Source organism: Enterobacter sp. 03-F-07-AD-ECC (assembly GCF_047530935.1).
Lineage (GTDB): Bacteria > Pseudomonadota > Gammaproteobacteria > Enterobacterales > Enterobacteriaceae > Enterobacter > Enterobacter cloacae.
This window is the reverse complement of sequence record NZ_JBLKBZ010000009.1, coordinates 95286-113695: the sequence shown is the minus strand read 5'-3', so window position 1 is coordinate 113695 and position 18410 is coordinate 95286. Positions and strand designations below refer to the sequence as shown.

The window sequence follows — 18410 nt, the reverse complement described above, 5'->3', positions numbered from 1 at the left end:
TACGACGTGCCCGGTGGCACTGAGTTTACCGGGCCTACGATTGTGTAGGCCGGATAAGCGAAGCGCCATCCGGCGGGAGACAACAATGCTAGAAGATCTCAAACGCCAGGTACTCGAAGCCAACCTGGCGCTGCCTAAACATAATCTGGTGACCCTGACCTGGGGCAACGTCAGCGCCGTTGACCGCGAAAAAGGGGTGTTCGTCATCAAGCCTTCCGGCGTGGATTATACGGTGATGACCGCTGACGATATGGTTGTGGTCAGCATTGCAACCGGTGAAGTGGTGGAAGGGAAGAAAAAACCCTCCTCCGATACCCCCACCCATCGCCTGCTGTATCAGGCATTTCCGACCATCGGCGGCATTGTGCATACCCACTCGCGTCATGCGACTATCTGGGCGCAGGCAGGCCAGTCCATCCCGGCTACCGGTACCACGCACGCAGACTACTTTTACGGCACCATCCCCTGCACCCGCCTGATGACCGATGCGGAAATCAACGGCGAGTACGAGTGGGAAACCGGCAATGTGATTGTCGAAACCTTTGAAAAACAGGGAATCGACGCAGCACAGATGCCCGGGGTGCTGGTGCATTCTCACGGCCCGTTTGCGTGGGGCAAAAATGCGGAAGATGCAGTGCATAACGCGATTGTGCTGGAAGAGGTAGCCTATATGGGCATCTTCTGTCGTCAACTGGCACCACAGTTGCCGGATATGCAACAGACGCTGCTGGACAAACACTACCTGCGCAAGCACGGTGCAAAAGCCTATTACGGGCAATAAACTGTATATAAACCCAGCATAAAACCGCTAACCAGGCTATAATCAGGCCTGGTTTTGTTTTATGGGATAACGGCGTGACGCAGGCGCAAGAAGGTTTTTTACTGACCCGACACTGGCGGGATACGCCTCAGGGAACAGAGGTGGATTTCTGGCTGGCGACGGACAACGGCCCGCTGCGTGTTACCCTGCCGCCACAGGAATCCGTGGCGTTTATTCCTGAAGCCCACGTCGACAAAGTAAAGCAGCTACTGCGCGGTGAAAACAACTGGCGCATCACGCCACTTGAGCTGAAAGATTTCCATCGCCAGCCGGTTTTTGGCCTCTATTGTCGCGCCCATCGCCAACTGATGCGCTATGAAAAACTGCTGCGCGAGGCGGGCGTCACCCTGTACGAAGCCGATATTCGTCCCCCGGAACGTTTTCTGATGGAGCGGTTTATTACCGCCCCTGTCTGGGTTGATGGCACGGCGCACAACGGCGGGCTGATTAACGCCCGTCTGAAACCCAACCCGCACTACCGTCCGCCATTGAAATGGGTCTCACTGGACATCGAAACCACCCGTCACGGTGAACTGTACTGTATTGGACTTGAAGGCTGCGGCGACCGGGTTGTCTATATGCTCGGGCCACCGAATGGCGATGCCTTCGCGCTGGACTTCCGGCTGGAGTACGTCAACAGCCGGCCACAACTGCTGGAAAAACTGAACCAGTGGTTTGCCGATCGCGATCCCGATGTCCTGATCGGCTGGAACGTGGTGCAGTTCGACCTGCGGGTACTGCAAAAACACGCCGAGCGTTACCGCATCCCGCTCATGCTTGGGCGGGGTCATAGCGAACTGGAATGGCGCGAGCACGGTTTCAAAAACGGCGTCTTCTTCGCACAGGCCAACGGTCGCCTGATTATCGACGGCATCGAGGCACTGAAATCCGCATTCTGGAATTTCTCTTCCTTCTCGCTGGAGGCAGTGGCGCAGGAGCTGCTGGGGGAAGGGAAATCCATCGATAATCCGTGGGACCGAATGGATGAGATCGACCGCCGCTTCAACGAAGACAAACCGGCACTTGCCACCTATAACCTGAAAGATTGTGAGCTGGTTACGCAGATTTTCCACAAAACCGAGATCATGCCTTTTCTGCTGGAACGCGCCACAGTGAACGGTCTTGCCGCTGATCGGCACGGCGGTTCCGTGGCGGCATTCAGCCATCTGTACTTTCCCCGCATGCACCGGGCAGGCTACGTCGCACCGAACCTGGGGGACGTGCCGCCGCAGGCAAGCCCAGGCGGCTACGTGATGGATTCCCGGCCGGGACTGTATAACTCCGTGCTGGTACTGGACTACAAAAGCCTCTACCCCTCGATTATCCGCACCTTTTTGATTGATCCGGTGGGGCTGGTAGAGGGGATGGCGCAGCCGGACAATACGCACAGCACCGACGGGTTTCTGGGGGCGCGTTTCTCACGGGAGAAACACTGCCTGCCGGAGATCGTGGGGCAGATCTGGCACGGGCGCGACGAGGCCAAGCGCCACGGCAACAAGCCGCTTTCTCAGGCGCTGAAAATTATCATGAACGCCTTTTACGGTGTGCTGGGCACCAGCGCGTGTCGCTTCTTCGACCCGCGTCTCGCCTCGTCTATCACCATGCGCGGGCATGAGATCATGCGCCAGACAAAGGCGCTGATCGAATCCCAGGGCTATGAAGTGATCTATGGCGATACCGACTCCACCTTCGTCTGGTTGAAGGGCGCACACGCCGAAGAGGAAGCCGCGCGAATTGGCAAACAGCTGGTGGCCTTCGTGAACGACTGGTGGCAAGCGCATTTGCAAAAAGAGCGGTTAACCAGTGCGTTAGAGCTGGAGTATGAAACCCATTTCAGCCGCTTTTTAATGCCCACTATCCGTGGAACCGATCAGGGCAGCAAGAAACGCTACGCCGGACTGATTCAGGAAGGTGAAAAGCAACGCATGGTGTTTAAAGGGCTGGAGACGGTACGCACAGACTGGACTCCGCTGGCTCAGCAGTTCCAGCAAACGCTCTATTTGCGGATCTTTCGTAATGAGCCTTATCAGGACTACGTCCGCGAGACGATAGCCAGCCTGATGGCCGGCGAGCTCGACAACCAGCTGGTGTATCGCAAACGCCTGCGCCGCCCGCTGGCCGAGTATCAGCGTAACGTTCCGCCGCACGTCCGCGCCGCGCGTCTGGCGGATGAAGAAAACGTCCGTCGGGGGCGCGCCCCGCAGTATCAGAACCGGGGCACCATCAAGTATGTCTGGACGACAAACGGGCCAGAGCCCGTGGATTATCAACACTCTGCGCTGGACTACGACCACTACCTGACGCGCCAGCTTCAGCCCGTCGCGGATGGAATTTTGCCGTTCATTGACGACGATTTTGCTACACTAGTGACAGGGCAGCTTGGCCTATTTTGACACGTGACGAAATCGCTGCCATCCAGTACCATAGCGCCCTTTCCACTCCCGGACCCATTTTTCGATGACCGTCTTTTTTGACGGTGGTTGAACTATTGCCTGCAATTAAAGATTAGAGCCGAACACATATGCCTTTTACACTTGGTCAACGCTGGATCAGCGATACAGAAAGCGAACTTGGATTGGGAACCGTGGTTGCAGTCGATGCACGCATGGTCACCCTCCTTTTCCCTGCTACCGGTGAAAACCGCCTGTACGCTCGCAATGACTCCCCTGTTACCCGCGTGATGTTCAATCCAGGTGACACCGTGACCAGCCACGACGGCTGGCAGCTAAAGGTTGAAGACGTAAAAGAAGAGAATGGTCTGCTCGCCTACATTGGGACTCGCCTCGACACTGACGAGAGCAATGTCATCCTGCGTGAAGTGCTGCTCGACAGCAAACTGGTTTTCAGCAAGCCGCAGGATCGCCTGTTTGCCGGGCAAATCGACCGTATGGATCGCTTCTCCCTGCGCTATCGCGCACGTAAATTCCAGAGTGAACAGTACCGCATGCCGTGGAGCGGCCTGCGTGGTCAACGCACCAGCCTGATCCCTCATCAGTTGAATATCGCCCATGACGTTGGTCGTCGTCATGCGCCTCGCGTACTGCTGGCAGACGAAGTGGGCCTCGGTAAAACCATTGAAGCCGGTATGATCCTGCATCAACAGCTGCTTTCTGGCGCCGCCGAGCGCGTGCTGATCGTGGTACCGGAAACGCTGCAACATCAGTGGCTGGTTGAGATGCTGCGCCGCTTTAACCTCCGTTTCTCGCTGTTTGACGACGAGCGCTACGCCGAAGCCCAGCATGACGCGGACAACCCGTTTGAAACCGAACAGCTGGTCATCTGCTCCCTGGACTTCGTGCGCCGCAGCAAGCAGCGTCTTGAGCATCTGTGCGACGCAGAGTGGGATCTGCTGGTGGTCGACGAAGCGCACCACCTGGTCTGGAGCGAAGAGGCACCGAGCCGTGAATACATGGCAATTGAACAGCTTGCCGAGCGCGTGCCGGGCGTCCTGCTGCTGACCGCAACGCCGGAACAGCTGGGGCTGGAGAGCCACTTCGCCCGTCTGCGCCTGCTCGATCCAAACCGCTTCCATGACTTTGAGCAGTTTGTCGAAGAACAGAATAATTACCGCCCGGTTGCCGATGCTGTCGCCATGCTGCTGGCGGGCAAACGCCTCTCGAATGACGAACTCAACACCCTGAGCGATCTGATTGGCGAACAGGATATTGAGCCGCTGCTGCAGGCAGCCAACAGTGACAGCGACAACGCGGGTTCCGCGCGTAAAGAGCTGATCGATATGCTGATGGATCGCCACGGCACCAGCCGCGTGCTGTTCCGTAACACCCGTAACGGCGTGAAGGGCTTCCCGAAACGCGAACTGCATACCATCAAGCTGCCGCTGCCGACGCAGTATCAGACGGCAATAAAAGTCTCCGGCATTATGGGGGCGCGCAAAAGCCAGGAAGAACGTGCGCGCGACATGCTCTACCCGGAGCAGATTTATCAGGAATTTGAAGGCGATACCGGAACCTGGTGGAACTTCGACCCGCGTGTTGAATGGCTGATGGGTTACTTAACGGCTCATCGTTCACAGAAAGTGCTGGTGATCTGCGCCAAGGCGGCCACCGCGCTGCAGCTGGAGCAGGTTCTGCGCGAGCGCGAAGGTATTCGAGCCGCCGTGTTCCACGAGGGCATGTCCATTGTCGAGCGCGACCGCGCCGCGGCCTGGTTCAGTGAAGAAGACAGCGGCGCACAGGTTCTGCTGTGCTCTGAAATCGGTTCTGAAGGGCGTAACTTCCAGTTCGCCAGCAACCTGGTGATGTTCGATCTGCCGTTCAACCCCGACCTGCTGGAACAGCGTATCGGCCGTCTGGACCGTATCGGTCAGGCGCATGATATTCAGATCCACGTCCCTTACCTGGAAAAAACCGCTCAGTCGGTGCTGGTACGCTGGTTCCACGAAGGTCTGGACGCGTTCGAACATACCTGTCCGACGGGACGCACCATTTACGATCAGGTGCATACGGATCTGATCGGTTACCTGGCAGCGCCGGAAAATACGGACGGTTTTGATGAGCTGATCAAATCCTGTCGCGAAAAGCATGAGGCTCTGAAAGCGCAGCTGGAGCAGGGACGTGACCGCCTGCTGGAAATCCACTCCAACGGTGGCGAAAAAGCGCAGGCGCTTGCCGAAAGCATTGAAGAGCAGGATGACGACACCAGCCTGATCAGCTTCGCCATGAACCTGTTCGACATCGTCGGGATTAACCAGGACGATCGCGGCGAGAACATGATCGTGCTGACCCCATCCGATCATATGCTGGTTCCGGATTTCCCGGGCCTGCCGGAGGATGGTTGCACCATCACCTTTGAGCGTGACGTGGCGCTGTCTCGCGAAGACGCGCAGTTCATCACCTGGGAACACCCGTTGATCCGCAACGGCCTCGACCTGATCCTTTCCGGCGACACGGGTAGCAGCACGATTTCCTTATTGAAAAACAAAGCATTACCCGTTGGTACGCTGCTGGTTGAGCTGATCTATGTTGTGGAAGCGCAAGCGCCGAAACAGCTGCAGCTCACCCGCTTCCTGCCGCCAACGCCAGTGCGTCTGCTGCTGGATAAAAACGGCACCAACCTGGCTGCACAGGTTGAATTCGAGAGTTTCAACCGCCAGCTGAGCGCAGTAAACCGCCACACGGGCAGCAAACTGGTCAACGCCGTACAACAGGACGTGCACGCCATTCTGCAGTTGGGTGAAACGCAGATCGAAAAAGCGGCCAGGACGTTGATTGATGCCGCTCGCGAGGAAGCCGATGAGAAACTGTCTGCAGAGCTGTCTCGTCTGGAAGCGTTAAAAGCGGTGAACCCAAACATCCGTGATGACGAACTGACCGCGATTGAGAGCAACCGTCAGCAGGTGCTGGAAAGCCTGAATCAGGCAAGCTGGCGTCTGGATGCCCTGCGTCTTATTGTTGTGACGCATCAGTAAACGGAGCACAAGATGGTGATGGAGCCTTACAATCCGCCGCAAGACCCGTGGCTGGTTATCCTTTATCAGGATGAGCACATTATGGTGGTCAACAAGCCTAGCGGCCTGTTGTCCGTGCCGGGGCGTCTGGATGAGCACAAAGACAGCGTGATGACACGTATTCAGCGTGATTATCCCCAGGCGGAGTCCGTTCATCGCCTGGACATGGCAACCAGCGGCGTGATTGTGGTGGCGCTGAACAAAGCGGCTGAACGTGAACTCAAACGTCAGTTCCGCGAGCGTGAGCCGAAAAAGCAGTATGTCGCACGCGTCTGGGGCCATCCCGCTCAGGCGGAAGGGCTGGTGGATCTGCCGCTGATTTGCGACTGGCCAAATCGACCAAAGCAGAAGGTATGCTATGAGACGGGCAAGGCCGCGCAAACCGAGTATGAAGTGCTGGAGTACGCGCCGGATAACACCGCGCGCGTGCTGCTTAAGCCCATTACCGGGCGTTCACATCAGCTGCGTGTGCATATGCTCGCGCTGGGGCACCCGATTCTGGGAGACCGTTTTTACGCCCCCCCGGAGGCGCTGGCTTCAGCGCCGCGTTTGCAGCTTCATGCCCAGACGCTCACCATCACCCACCCGGCGTTTGGCAACGCAATGACGTTTAAAGCCCCGGTGGACTTCTAAAAAAAATGGCCCGACTGTGTCGGGCCATTTTTTTATTTGAAATTTTTCTGCTCTTTTATCAGCTCGTACGCTTTCTGGATTTCCTGCGCTTTTTGCTTCGCCATCTCCATCATCTCTGGCGGTAAACCCTTCGCGACCAGTTTATCCGGGTGATGTTCACTCATCAGCTTACGATAGGCGCGCTTGATGGTTGTCGCATCATCCGAAGGTTTCACGCCAAGCACGTTACAGGCGTCTTCCAGCGTCGGGCCTCGCTGCGCCTGCTGCCAGCCGCCGCCAGAGGATTGATGCTGTTGATAGCCGCCACCAAAGTGTGCGCCGCCCTGCATCATGCGCAAGAACTGGTCGAACTGCATGCGGGAGATCCCCAGCTCTTCGGCAATCACGTATAACACATCGCGTTCATTTGGATGAAGAGACCCGTCGGCAAACGCCGCCTGAATCTGGATCTCCAGAAACATCCGAATTAAATCAAAACGGCCGAAACAGATACTGCGGAACTGACGCATTTTTTCGCGCAGCGGATAGTTATCCGATTTACCGATGCGAAACGCATTTTGCGCCGCCACACGAGATTCCCCGTGCAGATTCATGCGGTCCATAAATACGCTGGCAATCTGGATATCGGCTTCCGTTACCCGCCCTTTTGATTTGGTTAAGTGCCCCATCACCTCAAAGGTGGTGGAGAAAAAGAGGGACTGACGCTCGCGCTGGTTGGCGAACCACGCCATTTTGCGGCTGCGTGCCTTATCGAACATATGGCCAATAATCAGGCCAAGTACGATGCCCCAAAACCCGGCACCCATGATGATGGCGAACGCAACGCCGATGATTTTACCCCAATACTGCATATACTCCCCGGATAGTCATGTCCCTTGTCGACGCAACGCCATCATTACAGTGGTCGAGCCACGGTCAATTGAGGGACATCGCCTATAATTTGCATTATCATACTCGTCATTCGATAGCGAGCCTAACACTCTGGCACGCAAACGGGCAGGATTAACGCTGGTACTGCGCTGATGAGTAAGATAGTCTCTGAGCGTTTGTAAGCCGTAGCCACTGATGACGGAACACTAAAATATAACGTATGAAAAAACGTATCCCCACCCTCCTGGCCACAATGATTGGCACCGCCCTGTACAGTCAACAGGGGCTGGCGGCCGATCTTGCCTCGCAATGTATGCTTGGCGTCCCAAGTTATAATCGCCCACTGGTGAGTGGCGATACAAATAGCTTGCCGGTAACCATTACTGCCGACAGTTCAAAAGGAACTTATCCTGACAATGCCACGTTTACGGGCAGTGTGGATATTAATCAGGGCAATAGCCGCCTGCAGGCAGATGAAGTGCAGTTGCACCAGAAGCAGCCGGAAGGTGCGGCCGAACCGGTACGAACGGTGGATGCGCTGGGTAATGTGCACTATGACGACAATCAGATCATCCTGAAAGGTCCGAAAGCATGGTCAAACCTGAACACCAAAGATACGAACGTCTGGGAAGGTGATTACCAGATGGTGGGTCGTCAGGGGCGTGGTAAAGCAGATCTGATGAAACAGCGCGGTGAAAACCGCTATACGATTCTGGAAAACGGTTCCTTCACCTCCTGTCTGCCGGGTTCGAATACCTGGAGCGTGGTTGGAAGTGAGGTAATTCACGACCGTGAAGAGCAGGTCGCAGAAATCTGGAACGCCCGGTTTAAACTCGGCCCGGTGCCGGTTTTCTATAGCCCATACCTGCAGCTTCCCGTGGGCGACAAACGTCGTTCAGGCTTCCTGATCCCAAATGCCAAATACAGCACCTCGAACTATTTTGAGTTCTATCTGCCGTATTACTGGAACATCGCGCCCAACATGGACGCCACGATCACGCCGCACTATATCCATAAGCGCGGCAACGTCATGTGGGAAAACGAGTTCCGCTATCTGACCCAGGCGGGTACCGGTTTGATGGAACTGGATTATCTGCCATCAGATAAGGTCTTCCAGGATGAGCACCCAACAGAAGGTGATAAACACCGTTGGATGTACTACTGGCGCCACGCTGGTGTTATGGATCAGGTCTGGCGTTTTAACGTCGACTACACCAAAGTCAGCGATCCTTACTATTTCAACGACTTCGATTCCAAGTACGGTTCCAGTACCGATGGCTACGCCACGCAGAAATTTAGCGTTGGCTATGCCATCGAGAACTTCAACGCCACGGTGTCGACGAAGCAGTTCCAGGTCTTTAGCAGTCAGAATACCAGCACATACGGTGCAGAACCGCAGCTGGATGTGAACTGGTATCAGAACGATGTTGGTCCATTCGATACCCGCGTCTACGCGCAGGCAGTGCATTTCGTCAATACCAACTCGGACATGCCGGAAGCCACGCGTGTACATTTAGAACCGACGATCAATTTACCGCTGTCGAACAACTGGTCGAGTCTGAATACCGAAGCCAAGCTGATGGCGACCCATTACCAGCAGAAAAATGTGGACTGGTATAACAACCGTTATGGCACCGACCTTGACGAATCCGTGAACCGCGTTCTTCCGCAATTCAAAATGGACGGTAAGCTGATCTTCGAGCGCGATATGGGTCTGCTGGCGGATGGGTATACCCAGACGCTTGAGCCACGTATGCAGTATTTGTACGTGCCTTATCGCGATCAGAGCAAAATCCAGAACTATGACTCCGCTTTCCTGCAGTCTGACTACAGCGGCCTGTTCCGTGACCGTACCTACGGCGGTCTCGACCGTATTGCTTCCGCAAACCAGTTAACGACCGGCGTCACAACGCGCGTTTATGATGAATCTGCCGTTGAACGTTTTAACGTTTCTGTTGGTCAAATCTACTATTTCACCGAGTCTCGTACCGGTGATGACAATATCAACTGGGAGAAAGACAACAAAACAGGTTCGCTGGTGTGGGCGGGCGATACCTACTGGCGCATGACCGATCGCTGGGGCTTACGCGGGGGTCTGCAGTACGACACGCGTCTCGACAATATTGCGACCAGCAGTGCAGCCGTCGAGTACCGTCGCGATGAAGATCGTATGGTGCAGTTGACCTATCGTTACGCCAGCCCGGAATATATTCAGGTAACTCTGCCGAACTATGCCACCAGTGAACAGTATAAAGACGGGATTTCGCAGGTGGGTGGTGCAGCCAGTTGGCCAATCGCTGACCGCTGGTCAATTGTTGGCGCTTACTACTTTGACACTAACGCCAACAAGCCTGCTGACCAGATGGTTGGTCTGCAATATAACTCCTGCTGTTACGCGCTGCGTGTCGGCTACGAACGCAAGCTTAACGGCTGGGATACTCAAAACAATCAGAGCAAATACGATAACGTGATTGGCTTTAATGTCGAATTGCGCGGCCTGAGCTCCAACTACGGCCTGGGCACGCAGCAGATGCTGCGCTCGAACATTCTGCCGTACCGCAGTTCCTTGTAATGTGCTTGTTTTGCAACGTAATCCGCTTTGCGGTTAATTGAAATGGAAAAAGTATGAAGAACTGGAAAACGCTGCTGCTCGGTGTCGCTATGGTTGCGAATACCAGCTTCGCGGCCCCCCAGGTTGTTGATAAGGTCGCCGCTGTGGTTAACAACGGTGTCGTGCTCGAAAGTGACGTTGACGGTTTGATGAAATCTGTGAAGCTCAATTCGGGCCAGGCGGGTCAGCAACTTCCGGATGACGCAACGCTGCGCCATCAGATCCTGGAACGTCTGATCATGGATCAGATTGTCCTGCAAATGGGTCAGAAAATGGGCGTGAAGATCACTGACGAGCAGCTTGATCAGGCGATCGCTAACATCGCTAAGCAGAACAATATGACCCTGGATCAGATGCGTAGTCGTCTGGCCTATGATGGCATCAGCTATTCAACCTACCGTAATCAGATCCGTAAAGAGATGCTGATCTCAGAAGTGCGTAACAATGAAGTTCGTCGCCGCGTCACCATCCTGCCGCAGGAAGTCGACGCGCTGGCAAAACAGGTGGGCAACCAGAACGATGCCAGCACCGAGCTGAACCTGAGCCATATTCTGATCCCGCTGCCAGAGAACCCAACGTCTGACCAGGCCGCTGAAGCGGAAAGCCAGGCGCGCGCTATCGTTGAGCAGGCACGTAACGGCAGTGACTTTGGCAAGCTGGCCATTACCTACTCTGCCGACCAACAGGCGCTGAAAGGTGGCCAGATGGGCTGGGGACGTATTCAGGAACTGCCATCCATCTTTGCCCAGGCGCTGAGCACGGCGAAGAAAGGCGACATCGTGGGTCCAATCCGTTCAGGTGTTGGCTTCCACATCCTGAAAGTCAACGACCTGCGTGGTCAGAGCCAGAACATCTCCGTCACCGAAGTTCATGCTCGCCACATTCTGCTGAAACCGTCACCGATCATGACGGACGATCAGGCGCGTGCGAAGCTGCAACAGATTGCTGCGGACATTAAGAGCGGAAAAACGTCGTTTGCGAATGCCGCAAAAGAGTTCTCTCAGGATCCTGGCTCTGCTAACCAGGGCGGCGACCTGGGCTGGGCGGCTGCGGATATCTACGATCCGGCATTCCGCGATGCGCTGATGAAGCTGAACAAAGGCCAGATGAGTGCGCCGGTACACTCCTCCTTTGGCTGGCATCTGATCGAACTGCTGGATACCCGCAACGTTGATAAAACCGACGCAGCGCAGAAAGACAGAGCCTATCGTATGCTGTTCAACCGTAAGTTCTCTGAAGAAGCGGCAACCTGGATGCAGGAACAACGCGCCAGCGCTTACGTGAAAGTTCTGAGCAACTAATGAAACAGCATCGTGTTGTGATCACCCCCGGCGAACCCGCCGGGATTGGGCCTGACCTCGTGGTCCAGCTTGCCCAACGTAGCTGGCCGGTGGAACTGGTCGTCTGTGCTGATGCAACACTGTTACAAGACCGGGCTTCACTGCTCGGTCTGCCTTTAACGCTTATCCCCTACGTTGAAGGCCAGCAGCCTGCACCGCAGCAAGCCGGAACGCTCACGCTTCTTCCCGTCCCTCTTCGTACTCCTGTTATTCCGGGTCAGCTCAGCACTGAAAACGGCCACTATGTTGTCGAAACCCTGGCGCGCGCCTGCGATGGTTGCATACAGGGAGAATTTGCTGCCCTGATTACAGGCCCTGTCCACAAAGGGGTGATTAACGAAGCCGGTATTCCGTTCACCGGACATACCGAGTTTTTTGAAGAGCGATCGCACAGCCCGAAAGTGGTGATGATGCTGGCGACGGAAGCGATGCGGGTGGCTCTGGTAACAACCCATCTGCCGATTAAGGCCATTCCTGACGCCATCACCCCTGAACTGCTGCGGGAGATCATCGGGATACTGCATCACGATCTGCAGACCAAATTCGGCATTAAACAGCCGCACGTTCTGGTCTGTGGCCTGAACCCACACGCCGGGGAAGGCGGGCATATGGGGACTGAAGAGATCGACACCATCATTCCGGTGCTGAATGAAATGCGGGCGAAAGGGATGAACCTGAGCGGGCCATTGCCTGCCGATACCCTTTTCCAGCCCAAATACCTGGATAATGCCGATGCCGTGCTCGCGATGTACCACGATCAGGGCCTGCCCGTGCTAAAATACCAGGGCTTTGGCCGCGGTGTGAATATCACCCTCGGTTTACCTTTTATTCGAACGTCCGTTGACCACGGTACTGCGCTGGATCTGGCAGGCCAGGGAAAAGCGGATGTCGGCAGTTTTATTACGGCGCTTAATCTCGCCATCAAAATGATTGTTAATACTCAATGACTAATCGAGTCCATCAGGGCCACTTAGCCCGTAAACGCTTCGGGCAAAACTTCCTCAACGATCAGTTCGTGATCGACAGTATTGTCTCGGCCATTAATCCGCAAAAAGGCCAGGCGATGGTTGAAATCGGCCCCGGTCTGGCAGCACTGACTGAACCCGTCGGCGAACGTCTGGACGAACTGACCGTTATCGAACTCGACCGCGATCTCGCTGCTCGTCTGCAAACGCACCCGTTCCTTGGGCCGAAGCTGACGATTTATCAGCAAGATGCCATGACCATGAATTTTGGCGAGCTGTCGGAAAAAATGGGTCAGCCGCTGCGCGTATTCGGTAACCTGCCCTATAACATCTCCACGCCGCTGATGTTCCACCTCTTTAGCTATACTGATGCCATTGCCGACATGCACTTCATGTTGCAAAAAGAGGTGGTAAACCGTCTGGTTGCAGGGCCGAACAGTAAAGCGTATGGTCGTTTAAGCGTGATGGCACAATATTTCTGCAATGTGATCCCGGTACTCGAAGTGCCGCCGTCTGCCTTCACGCCGCCGCCAAAAGTCGACTCTGCGGTTGTGCGCCTTGTGCCGCATAAAACGATGCCATACCCGGTCAAAGACCTGCGCGTACTGAGCCGCATCACCACAGAAGCCTTTAACCAGCGCCGTAAAACGATCCGTAATAGCCTCGGCAATCTGTTCACCGTTGACGTGCTGGCCGAACTGGGCATTGACCCGGCAATGCGAGCAGAAAACATCTCTGTTGAGCAGTACTGTAAACTGGCTAATTACATTAGCGAAAATGCGCCGCCGAAGGAGAGTTAAGCCATGATTGATTCGCCCCGCGTCTGTGTCCAGGTACAAAGCGTTTACGTTGAGTCGCAGTCCTCACCCGATGAAGAACGTTTTGTTTTCGCCTACACCGTGACCATTCGCAACCTGGGGCGGATGCCTGTGCAACTGCTCGGGCGTTACTGGCTTATCACTAACGGCAATGGCCGTGAAATCGAAGTTCAGGGTGAAGGTGTGGTTGGTGAACAGCCCCACATCGCCCCTGGCGAAGAGTATCAGTACACCAGCGGTGCAGTGATCGAAACGCCGCTGGGTACCATGCAAGGCCATTATGAAATGGTCGACGTCGATGGCAATGTGTTCCGCGTTGCTATTCCTGTGTTCCGTCTCGCCGTTACAACACTCATTCATTAATCTAATGTCTACATATCTGATTGGCGACGTTCACGGTTGCTACGATGAACTGATCGCATTATTAAAACAGGTCGACTTTACGCCAGGACGGGATATTCTCTGGCTGACGGGCGATTTAGTGGCGCGTGGGCCAGGCTCCCTGGAGGTTTTACGCTTCGTAAAATCGCTGGGCGACAGCGTACGCATGGTGCTGGGGAACCATGATTTGCATCTGCTCGCCGTCTTTGCCGGCATCAGCCGCAATAAGCCGAAAGATCGCCTCACCCCGCTGCTGGAGGCGCCAGACGCCGACGAACTGATCAACTGGCTGCGTCGTCAGCCCCTGTTGCAGATCGATGAAGAGAAAAAACTGGTCATGGCACACGCCGGGATCACCCCACAGTGGGATCTTGAGACGGCAAAAACCTGCGCGCGTGACGTAGAAGCCGTGCTGGCGAGCGATTCCTATCCCTTCTTCCTTGATGCCATGTACGGCGACATGCCAAATCACTGGAGTGAAGATCTGAGCGGTCTGGCGCGCCTGCGTTTTATCACGAACGCGTTCACACGGATGCGTTTCTGCTTCCCGAACGGGCAACTGGATATGTACTCAAAAGAGACGCCGGAGAGCGCACCTGCACCGCTTAAACCGTGGTTTGCGATTCCCGGGCCGGTCACCAGTGAGTACAGCGTGGTGTTTGGTCATTGGGCCGCGCTAGAAGGGAAAGGCACGCCGGAAGGGATCTACGGTCTTGATACCGGTTGTTGCTGGGGCGGGGATTTAACCTGCTTACGCTGGGAAGATAAAACATACTTCGTGCAGCCGTCCAACCGACAGCTGGATCTGGGGGAAGGTGAGGCAGTCGCCTCCTGAGAGTGAATTCCCTCTCCCGGCCGGGAGAGGGTCTATCAACTAGCGACGTTCAAGAATCTCGAAGCAGTAGCTGTGTGAGTTCTGCGCATCCGCGTCGTGAAATTCGCTGAATACCGATTCCCACTCGTCCGGATCGTAGTCCGGGAAATGGGTATCGCCTTCCACTTCCGCATCAATATGCGTCAGATAGAGCTTTTGCGCTTTTGGCAGGAACTGCTCATATACACGCCCACCACCAATCACCATGATCTCTTCGGCGTTACCGCACGCGGCAATCGCCTCGTCCACGGATTTCACCCATTCGACGCGATCGTCAGTGCCTGGCTGGCTACTGATCACGATATTCTTACGGCCCGGCAATGGACGACCAATCGACTCCCAGGTCAGGCGGCCCATCACTACCGGCTTGTTTAACGTCGTACGTTTAAACCATGCGAGATCGGCAGGCAGGTTCCACGGCATGGCATTTTCCATACCGATAACACGGTCCACCGCCAGCGCTGCAATCAGACTGATCATTGAAAATTTCCCGGATGCAAAAAATTGCCGCCACTATACGGAAAGCTTAATCTTTCGTCGACTGGCGGCATGGTAAAGAGAGAGAAATTTTTTAATATTGCTGGCAACTCCACTTCACGCGGAAGGTTTACTCTCCGGTTCGTCCGCCGGATCGCCGGTATGCTTGCCCTCCTCCGTTCCCTGCCAGCCATGACGCTGCACCAGCGACAGATGATTACGATCCTCATTAATGATCTCTGTCAGCATCGCACTGGTGCGTTTAAACACCGCCGCACGCTCTGTGGCCGTACTGCCCGCCATCGCCACCATCTCTTCCACCATATCGGTATTGAAGTGACGGAACAGATCCGCACGCTCGCGCGCTTCATACGCGCCCAGGCCCAGACTTTCCAGCGCCATGCGGCCAGACTTAAGCGCCCCTTCGAAGGTTTCACGCTCGGGTGCGTCCACCCCCGCCTGTCGCAGCTGGATATAGTGATCCACATCGCGCGCGCGGGAGATAATGGTCAGGTTCGGGAAATGCTCCTTCACCAGCTCAACCAGCTGCATACTGGTCTGGGGATCGTCAATCGCGTTGATGAGGACTTCCGCTTTCGCTGCCCCGGCTGATTCCAGCAGATCGACACGCGTTGCATCGCCGTAGAAGACTTTCATATCGAACTTACGCAGGGTATCCACATGGTCCGGATCGTGATCGAGGATGACCATTTTTACCCCGCTTGAGAGCAGTAAACGACCGGTGATCTGCCCAAAGCGACCGAATCCGGCGATGATGACCCGCGGCTGTTCCTCATCGATCTCATCGGCCTCACGTTCCTGTTCGCTGCCGTTTTTTTCCAGACGCGTCAGCAGCACCAGCAGGATCGGCGTTGCCGCCATCGACAGCGCGACCGCCAGCGTCAACGCTTTCGCCCACTCGGGATCGAGCACATTGGCCATTTGCGCTGCGCCGAAGACCACAAACGCGAATTCGCTTCCCTGTCCGAGCAGCACGGCGAACCAAAGACGCTGTCTGCCAGGCACGTTCAGCGGACGGGCGATCAGCCACAGCATCACCATTTTGATGACCAGGAAACCGACCAGCAGAATGAGGATCCGCAGTGGATGCGTGACCAGCGTGCCAAAGTCGATAGACATCCCGACCCCGATGAAAAACAGCCCCAGCAGCAGTCCTTTAAATGGCTCGATATCACTTTCAAGCGCGTGCCGGTACTCTGAGCTGGCCAGCAGAACGCCCGCGAGGAAGGCTCCCATCGCCATCGACAGCCCGGCTTCCTCCAGCAGCAGACCAAAACCAAACACCAGGAACAGCGCCACGGCACTGAACACTTCCCGCAACCCCGAGCGGGCGACAAATCGAAGCAGCGGACGTGTTACATACCGGCCAAGCAAGACAACCAGTGCCAGCGCACCGACCACCTTTAATGCAGAGAGGGCAAAAGCGCCGAGTGTGGTGGAGGCCCCACTTGCGGCCAGCAGCGGGATCATCGCCACCAGCGGAATCGCCGCGATATCCTGAAACAGCAGCACCGAAAACGCACTGCGTCCCATCTGTGAAACGGTCAGGTTTCGCTCGTTCATTGCCTGCATGGCAATCGCCGTCGAAGAGAGTGCCAGCGTCATGCCAATAAGCTCTGCCACTTTCCAGTCCATTCCCAGCAGAATACAGAAGCCGCCCAACAGCAGACCACAGGCCGCCATTTGTAGCGCCCCGCCGCCAAACACTGAGGCGCGCAGCTTCCACAACCTCTGCGGGTCAAGTTCCAGACCAATGACAAACAGCATCAGTACGACACCAATTTCGGCGAAATGCAGGATCGCCTCCGCGTCGGTGACCAGGCGGAATCCCCAGGGTCCGATAACACACCCGGCGATCAGGTAGCCCAGCACAGAGCCCAACCCCAGGCGAACCGCCACGGGCACAATCAGCGCCGCCGCGCCAAGGTAAATCAGCGCCTGTATCAGCGTATGGCTATCCATTGTGCGTCTCCTGCCACTCAAGTAAGCGTTGTTTATAATGACGAGCCTGCGCCTGCAACGTCTCATCGTCACAAACAAATGTGCAGTGCATAGCAAAAGGAGGAAGCCAGGTAAGGCCACAGTAGAGTGCTGTCGCCTGAAGCGGTTGTGCCAGCACCTCAAAACCCGGGAAAGAGCCAATATCGAAGTGGCTTTCTCCTCCACCGGTGGTCACAGCCCACATCAGGCTTTTTCCCTTCAGCGCATGCCCGTTGTGACCATACGCCCAGCCGTGGGAAAAGACTTTGTCGATCCACAATTTGAGGAGCGGAGGTGTGCTGTACCACTGCATCGGGTGTTGCCAGATGATCAGATCGGCGCGAGTGAGCGCCTCCTGTTCAGCGGCGATGTCGATGTTAAAATCAGGATAAAGTTGATAGAGGGAACGTATCTCTACGTTGTCGAGTGTCCTTACCTGTTCAAGCATGCGCTTATTCGCATGGGAGTGATGCGGATAGGGATGCGCATAAATTATCAGAATCATCAGTTAGCCTGTCTTTACGGTTCCGTTCTCTCTGGTAGCAGTGAGTGTAGACATTTAACTCGCTCACTGAAAGTCTCCCATTGCCTGGTGTCGGCAAATCGCAAGTAGCGTAACTGCTTCTTTAACCATCAATGTTGTTCATATATGTGCGTCTTTGAACAAACAGGAATCCATAGTCGCCAGAAATATCTAACCAATTTTACATTTACCACACTGAAATATTAAGCATTCTTAAAACGACTTTTTAATAAAACAAAGTATACATAACCTATTGAAAAAATAATAATTTTAGATGGTTTTGCGATAACCGCTCTTCAGAAATGTATACGCAATTATTAACCTGAACATTTCACGAACTTTTCATTCAAATGGATGTGTGCATGAGTAATATACGCATTGAACTTAACAGAACAACCAGAATGCTCGGAAGACTGTTCCCCGCCATATTGGCATTCACACCAGCAATAACCTCAGCAGGAATTATTGAACAGTCTACTTCCGTCCCACAAGATTTTTCCGCTGATACCGAATATGTTATCAATAAAGATGTAACGATTTCTTCCTCAAGCAATAAAGCAGCCGTATCCGTATCAGGTATTGATGTCACATCAGTAACAAATAAAGGTAATATATCTGGAGCGGCCAACG

Annotated in this window: 14 protein-coding genes; 10 read left to right on the top strand and 4 right to left on the bottom strand. The window is 55.0% G+C overall.

Annotated elements, in window-relative coordinates:
* The first annotated feature begins 85 nt into the window (after positions 1–85).
* From araD to rluA, 4 genes are all read left to right on the top strand, one after another.
* Positions 86–781, top strand: a complete 696-nt coding sequence (gene araD / locus ACMWKA_RS15425; RefSeq protein WP_013095548.1) for an L-ribulose-5-phosphate 4-epimerase — start codon at positions 86–88, stop codon at positions 779–781.
* A gap of 74 nt (positions 782–855) precedes the next feature.
* Positions 856–3213, top strand: a complete 2358-nt coding sequence (polB, locus tag ACMWKA_RS15420; RefSeq protein ID WP_250181595.1) for a DNA polymerase II — start codon at positions 856–858, stop codon at positions 3211–3213.
* Positions 3214–3341: 128 nt separating this feature from the next.
* Positions 3342–6248 (top strand): RNA polymerase-associated protein RapA, encoded by a 2907-nt coding sequence (gene rapA, locus ACMWKA_RS15415; RefSeq protein WP_045292756.1) that lies wholly within the window; start codon positions 3342–3344, stop codon positions 6246–6248.
* A 12-nt stretch (positions 6249–6260) separates the two neighbouring features.
* Positions 6261–6920 (top strand): bifunctional tRNA pseudouridine(32) synthase/23S rRNA pseudouridine(746) synthase RluA, encoded by a 660-nt coding sequence (gene rluA / locus ACMWKA_RS15410; protein ID WP_020688480.1) that lies wholly within the window; start codon positions 6261–6263, stop codon positions 6918–6920.
* A 32-nt stretch (positions 6921–6952) separates the two neighbouring features.
* On the opposite strand, the gene djlA is transcribed toward rluA, so the two are convergent.
* A complete protein-coding gene (gene djlA / locus ACMWKA_RS15405) occupies positions 6953–7771 on the bottom strand; it encodes a co-chaperone DjlA (RefSeq protein ID WP_013095544.1) in 819 nt (272 codons plus the stop codon).
* 239 nt (positions 7772–8010) lie between these two features.
* Between djlA and lptD the strand changes: the two genes are divergently transcribed.
* The 6 genes from lptD to apaH are packed head-to-tail and all read left to right on the top strand — an operon-like array spanning position 8011 to position 14740.
* On the top strand, positions 8011–10362 hold the full coding sequence (lptD, locus tag ACMWKA_RS15400) for an LPS assembly protein LptD (RefSeq protein ID WP_414760394.1): 2352 nt from the start codon (positions 8011–8013) through the stop codon (positions 10360–10362).
* Positions 10363–10415: 53 nt separating this feature from the next.
* Complete coding sequence (surA, locus tag ACMWKA_RS15395) at positions 10416–11702, top strand: peptidylprolyl isomerase SurA (RefSeq protein WP_013095542.1); 1287 nt, start codon at positions 10416–10418, stop codon at positions 11700–11702.
* Positions 11702–12688, top strand: a complete 987-nt coding sequence (gene pdxA, locus ACMWKA_RS15390) for a 4-hydroxythreonine-4-phosphate dehydrogenase PdxA (RefSeq protein WP_102751641.1) — start codon at positions 11702–11704, stop codon at positions 12686–12688. Before surA ends, pdxA begins: the two co-directional genes overlap by 1 nt.
* Positions 12685–13506 carry a 16S rRNA (adenine(1518)-N(6)/adenine(1519)-N(6))-dimethyltransferase RsmA gene (rsmA, locus tag ACMWKA_RS15385; RefSeq protein ID WP_013095540.1) on the top strand — a complete coding sequence of 274 codons (822 nt, stop codon included), beginning with the start codon at positions 12685–12687 and terminating at the stop codon, positions 13504–13506. Before pdxA ends, rsmA begins: the two co-directional genes overlap by 4 nt.
* Before the next feature lie 3 nt (positions 13507–13509).
* Complete coding sequence (gene apaG / locus ACMWKA_RS15380) at positions 13510–13887, top strand: Co2+/Mg2+ efflux protein ApaG (RefSeq protein WP_013095539.1); 378 nt, start codon at positions 13510–13512, stop codon at positions 13885–13887.
* 4 nt (positions 13888–13891) lie between these two features.
* A complete protein-coding gene (gene apaH / locus ACMWKA_RS15375; RefSeq protein ID WP_013095538.1) occupies positions 13892–14740 on the top strand; it encodes a bis(5'-nucleosyl)-tetraphosphatase (symmetrical) ApaH in 849 nt (282 codons plus the stop codon).
* A 39-nt stretch (positions 14741–14779) separates the two neighbouring features.
* Here the strand turns inward: apaH and folA are convergent, their stop codons facing one another.
* From folA to kefF, 3 genes are all read right to left on the bottom strand, one after another.
* Entirely contained in the window at positions 14780–15259 is a 480-nt protein-coding gene (gene folA / locus ACMWKA_RS15370; RefSeq protein WP_008502023.1) for a type 3 dihydrofolate reductase, read from the bottom strand.
* A 114-nt stretch (positions 15260–15373) separates the two neighbouring features.
* On the bottom strand, positions 15374–17239 hold the full coding sequence (gene kefC, locus ACMWKA_RS15365; RefSeq protein ID WP_414760393.1) for a glutathione-regulated potassium-efflux system protein KefC: 1866 nt from the start codon (positions 17237–17239) through the stop codon (positions 15374–15376).
* Positions 17232–17762, bottom strand: coding sequence for a glutathione-regulated potassium-efflux system oxidoreductase KefF (kefF, locus tag ACMWKA_RS15360; protein ID WP_023620041.1), 531 nt, complete (start codon positions 17760–17762; stop codon positions 17232–17234). Before kefF ends, kefC begins: the two co-directional genes overlap by 8 nt.
* Between the last annotated feature and the right edge of the window lie 648 nt (positions 17763–18410).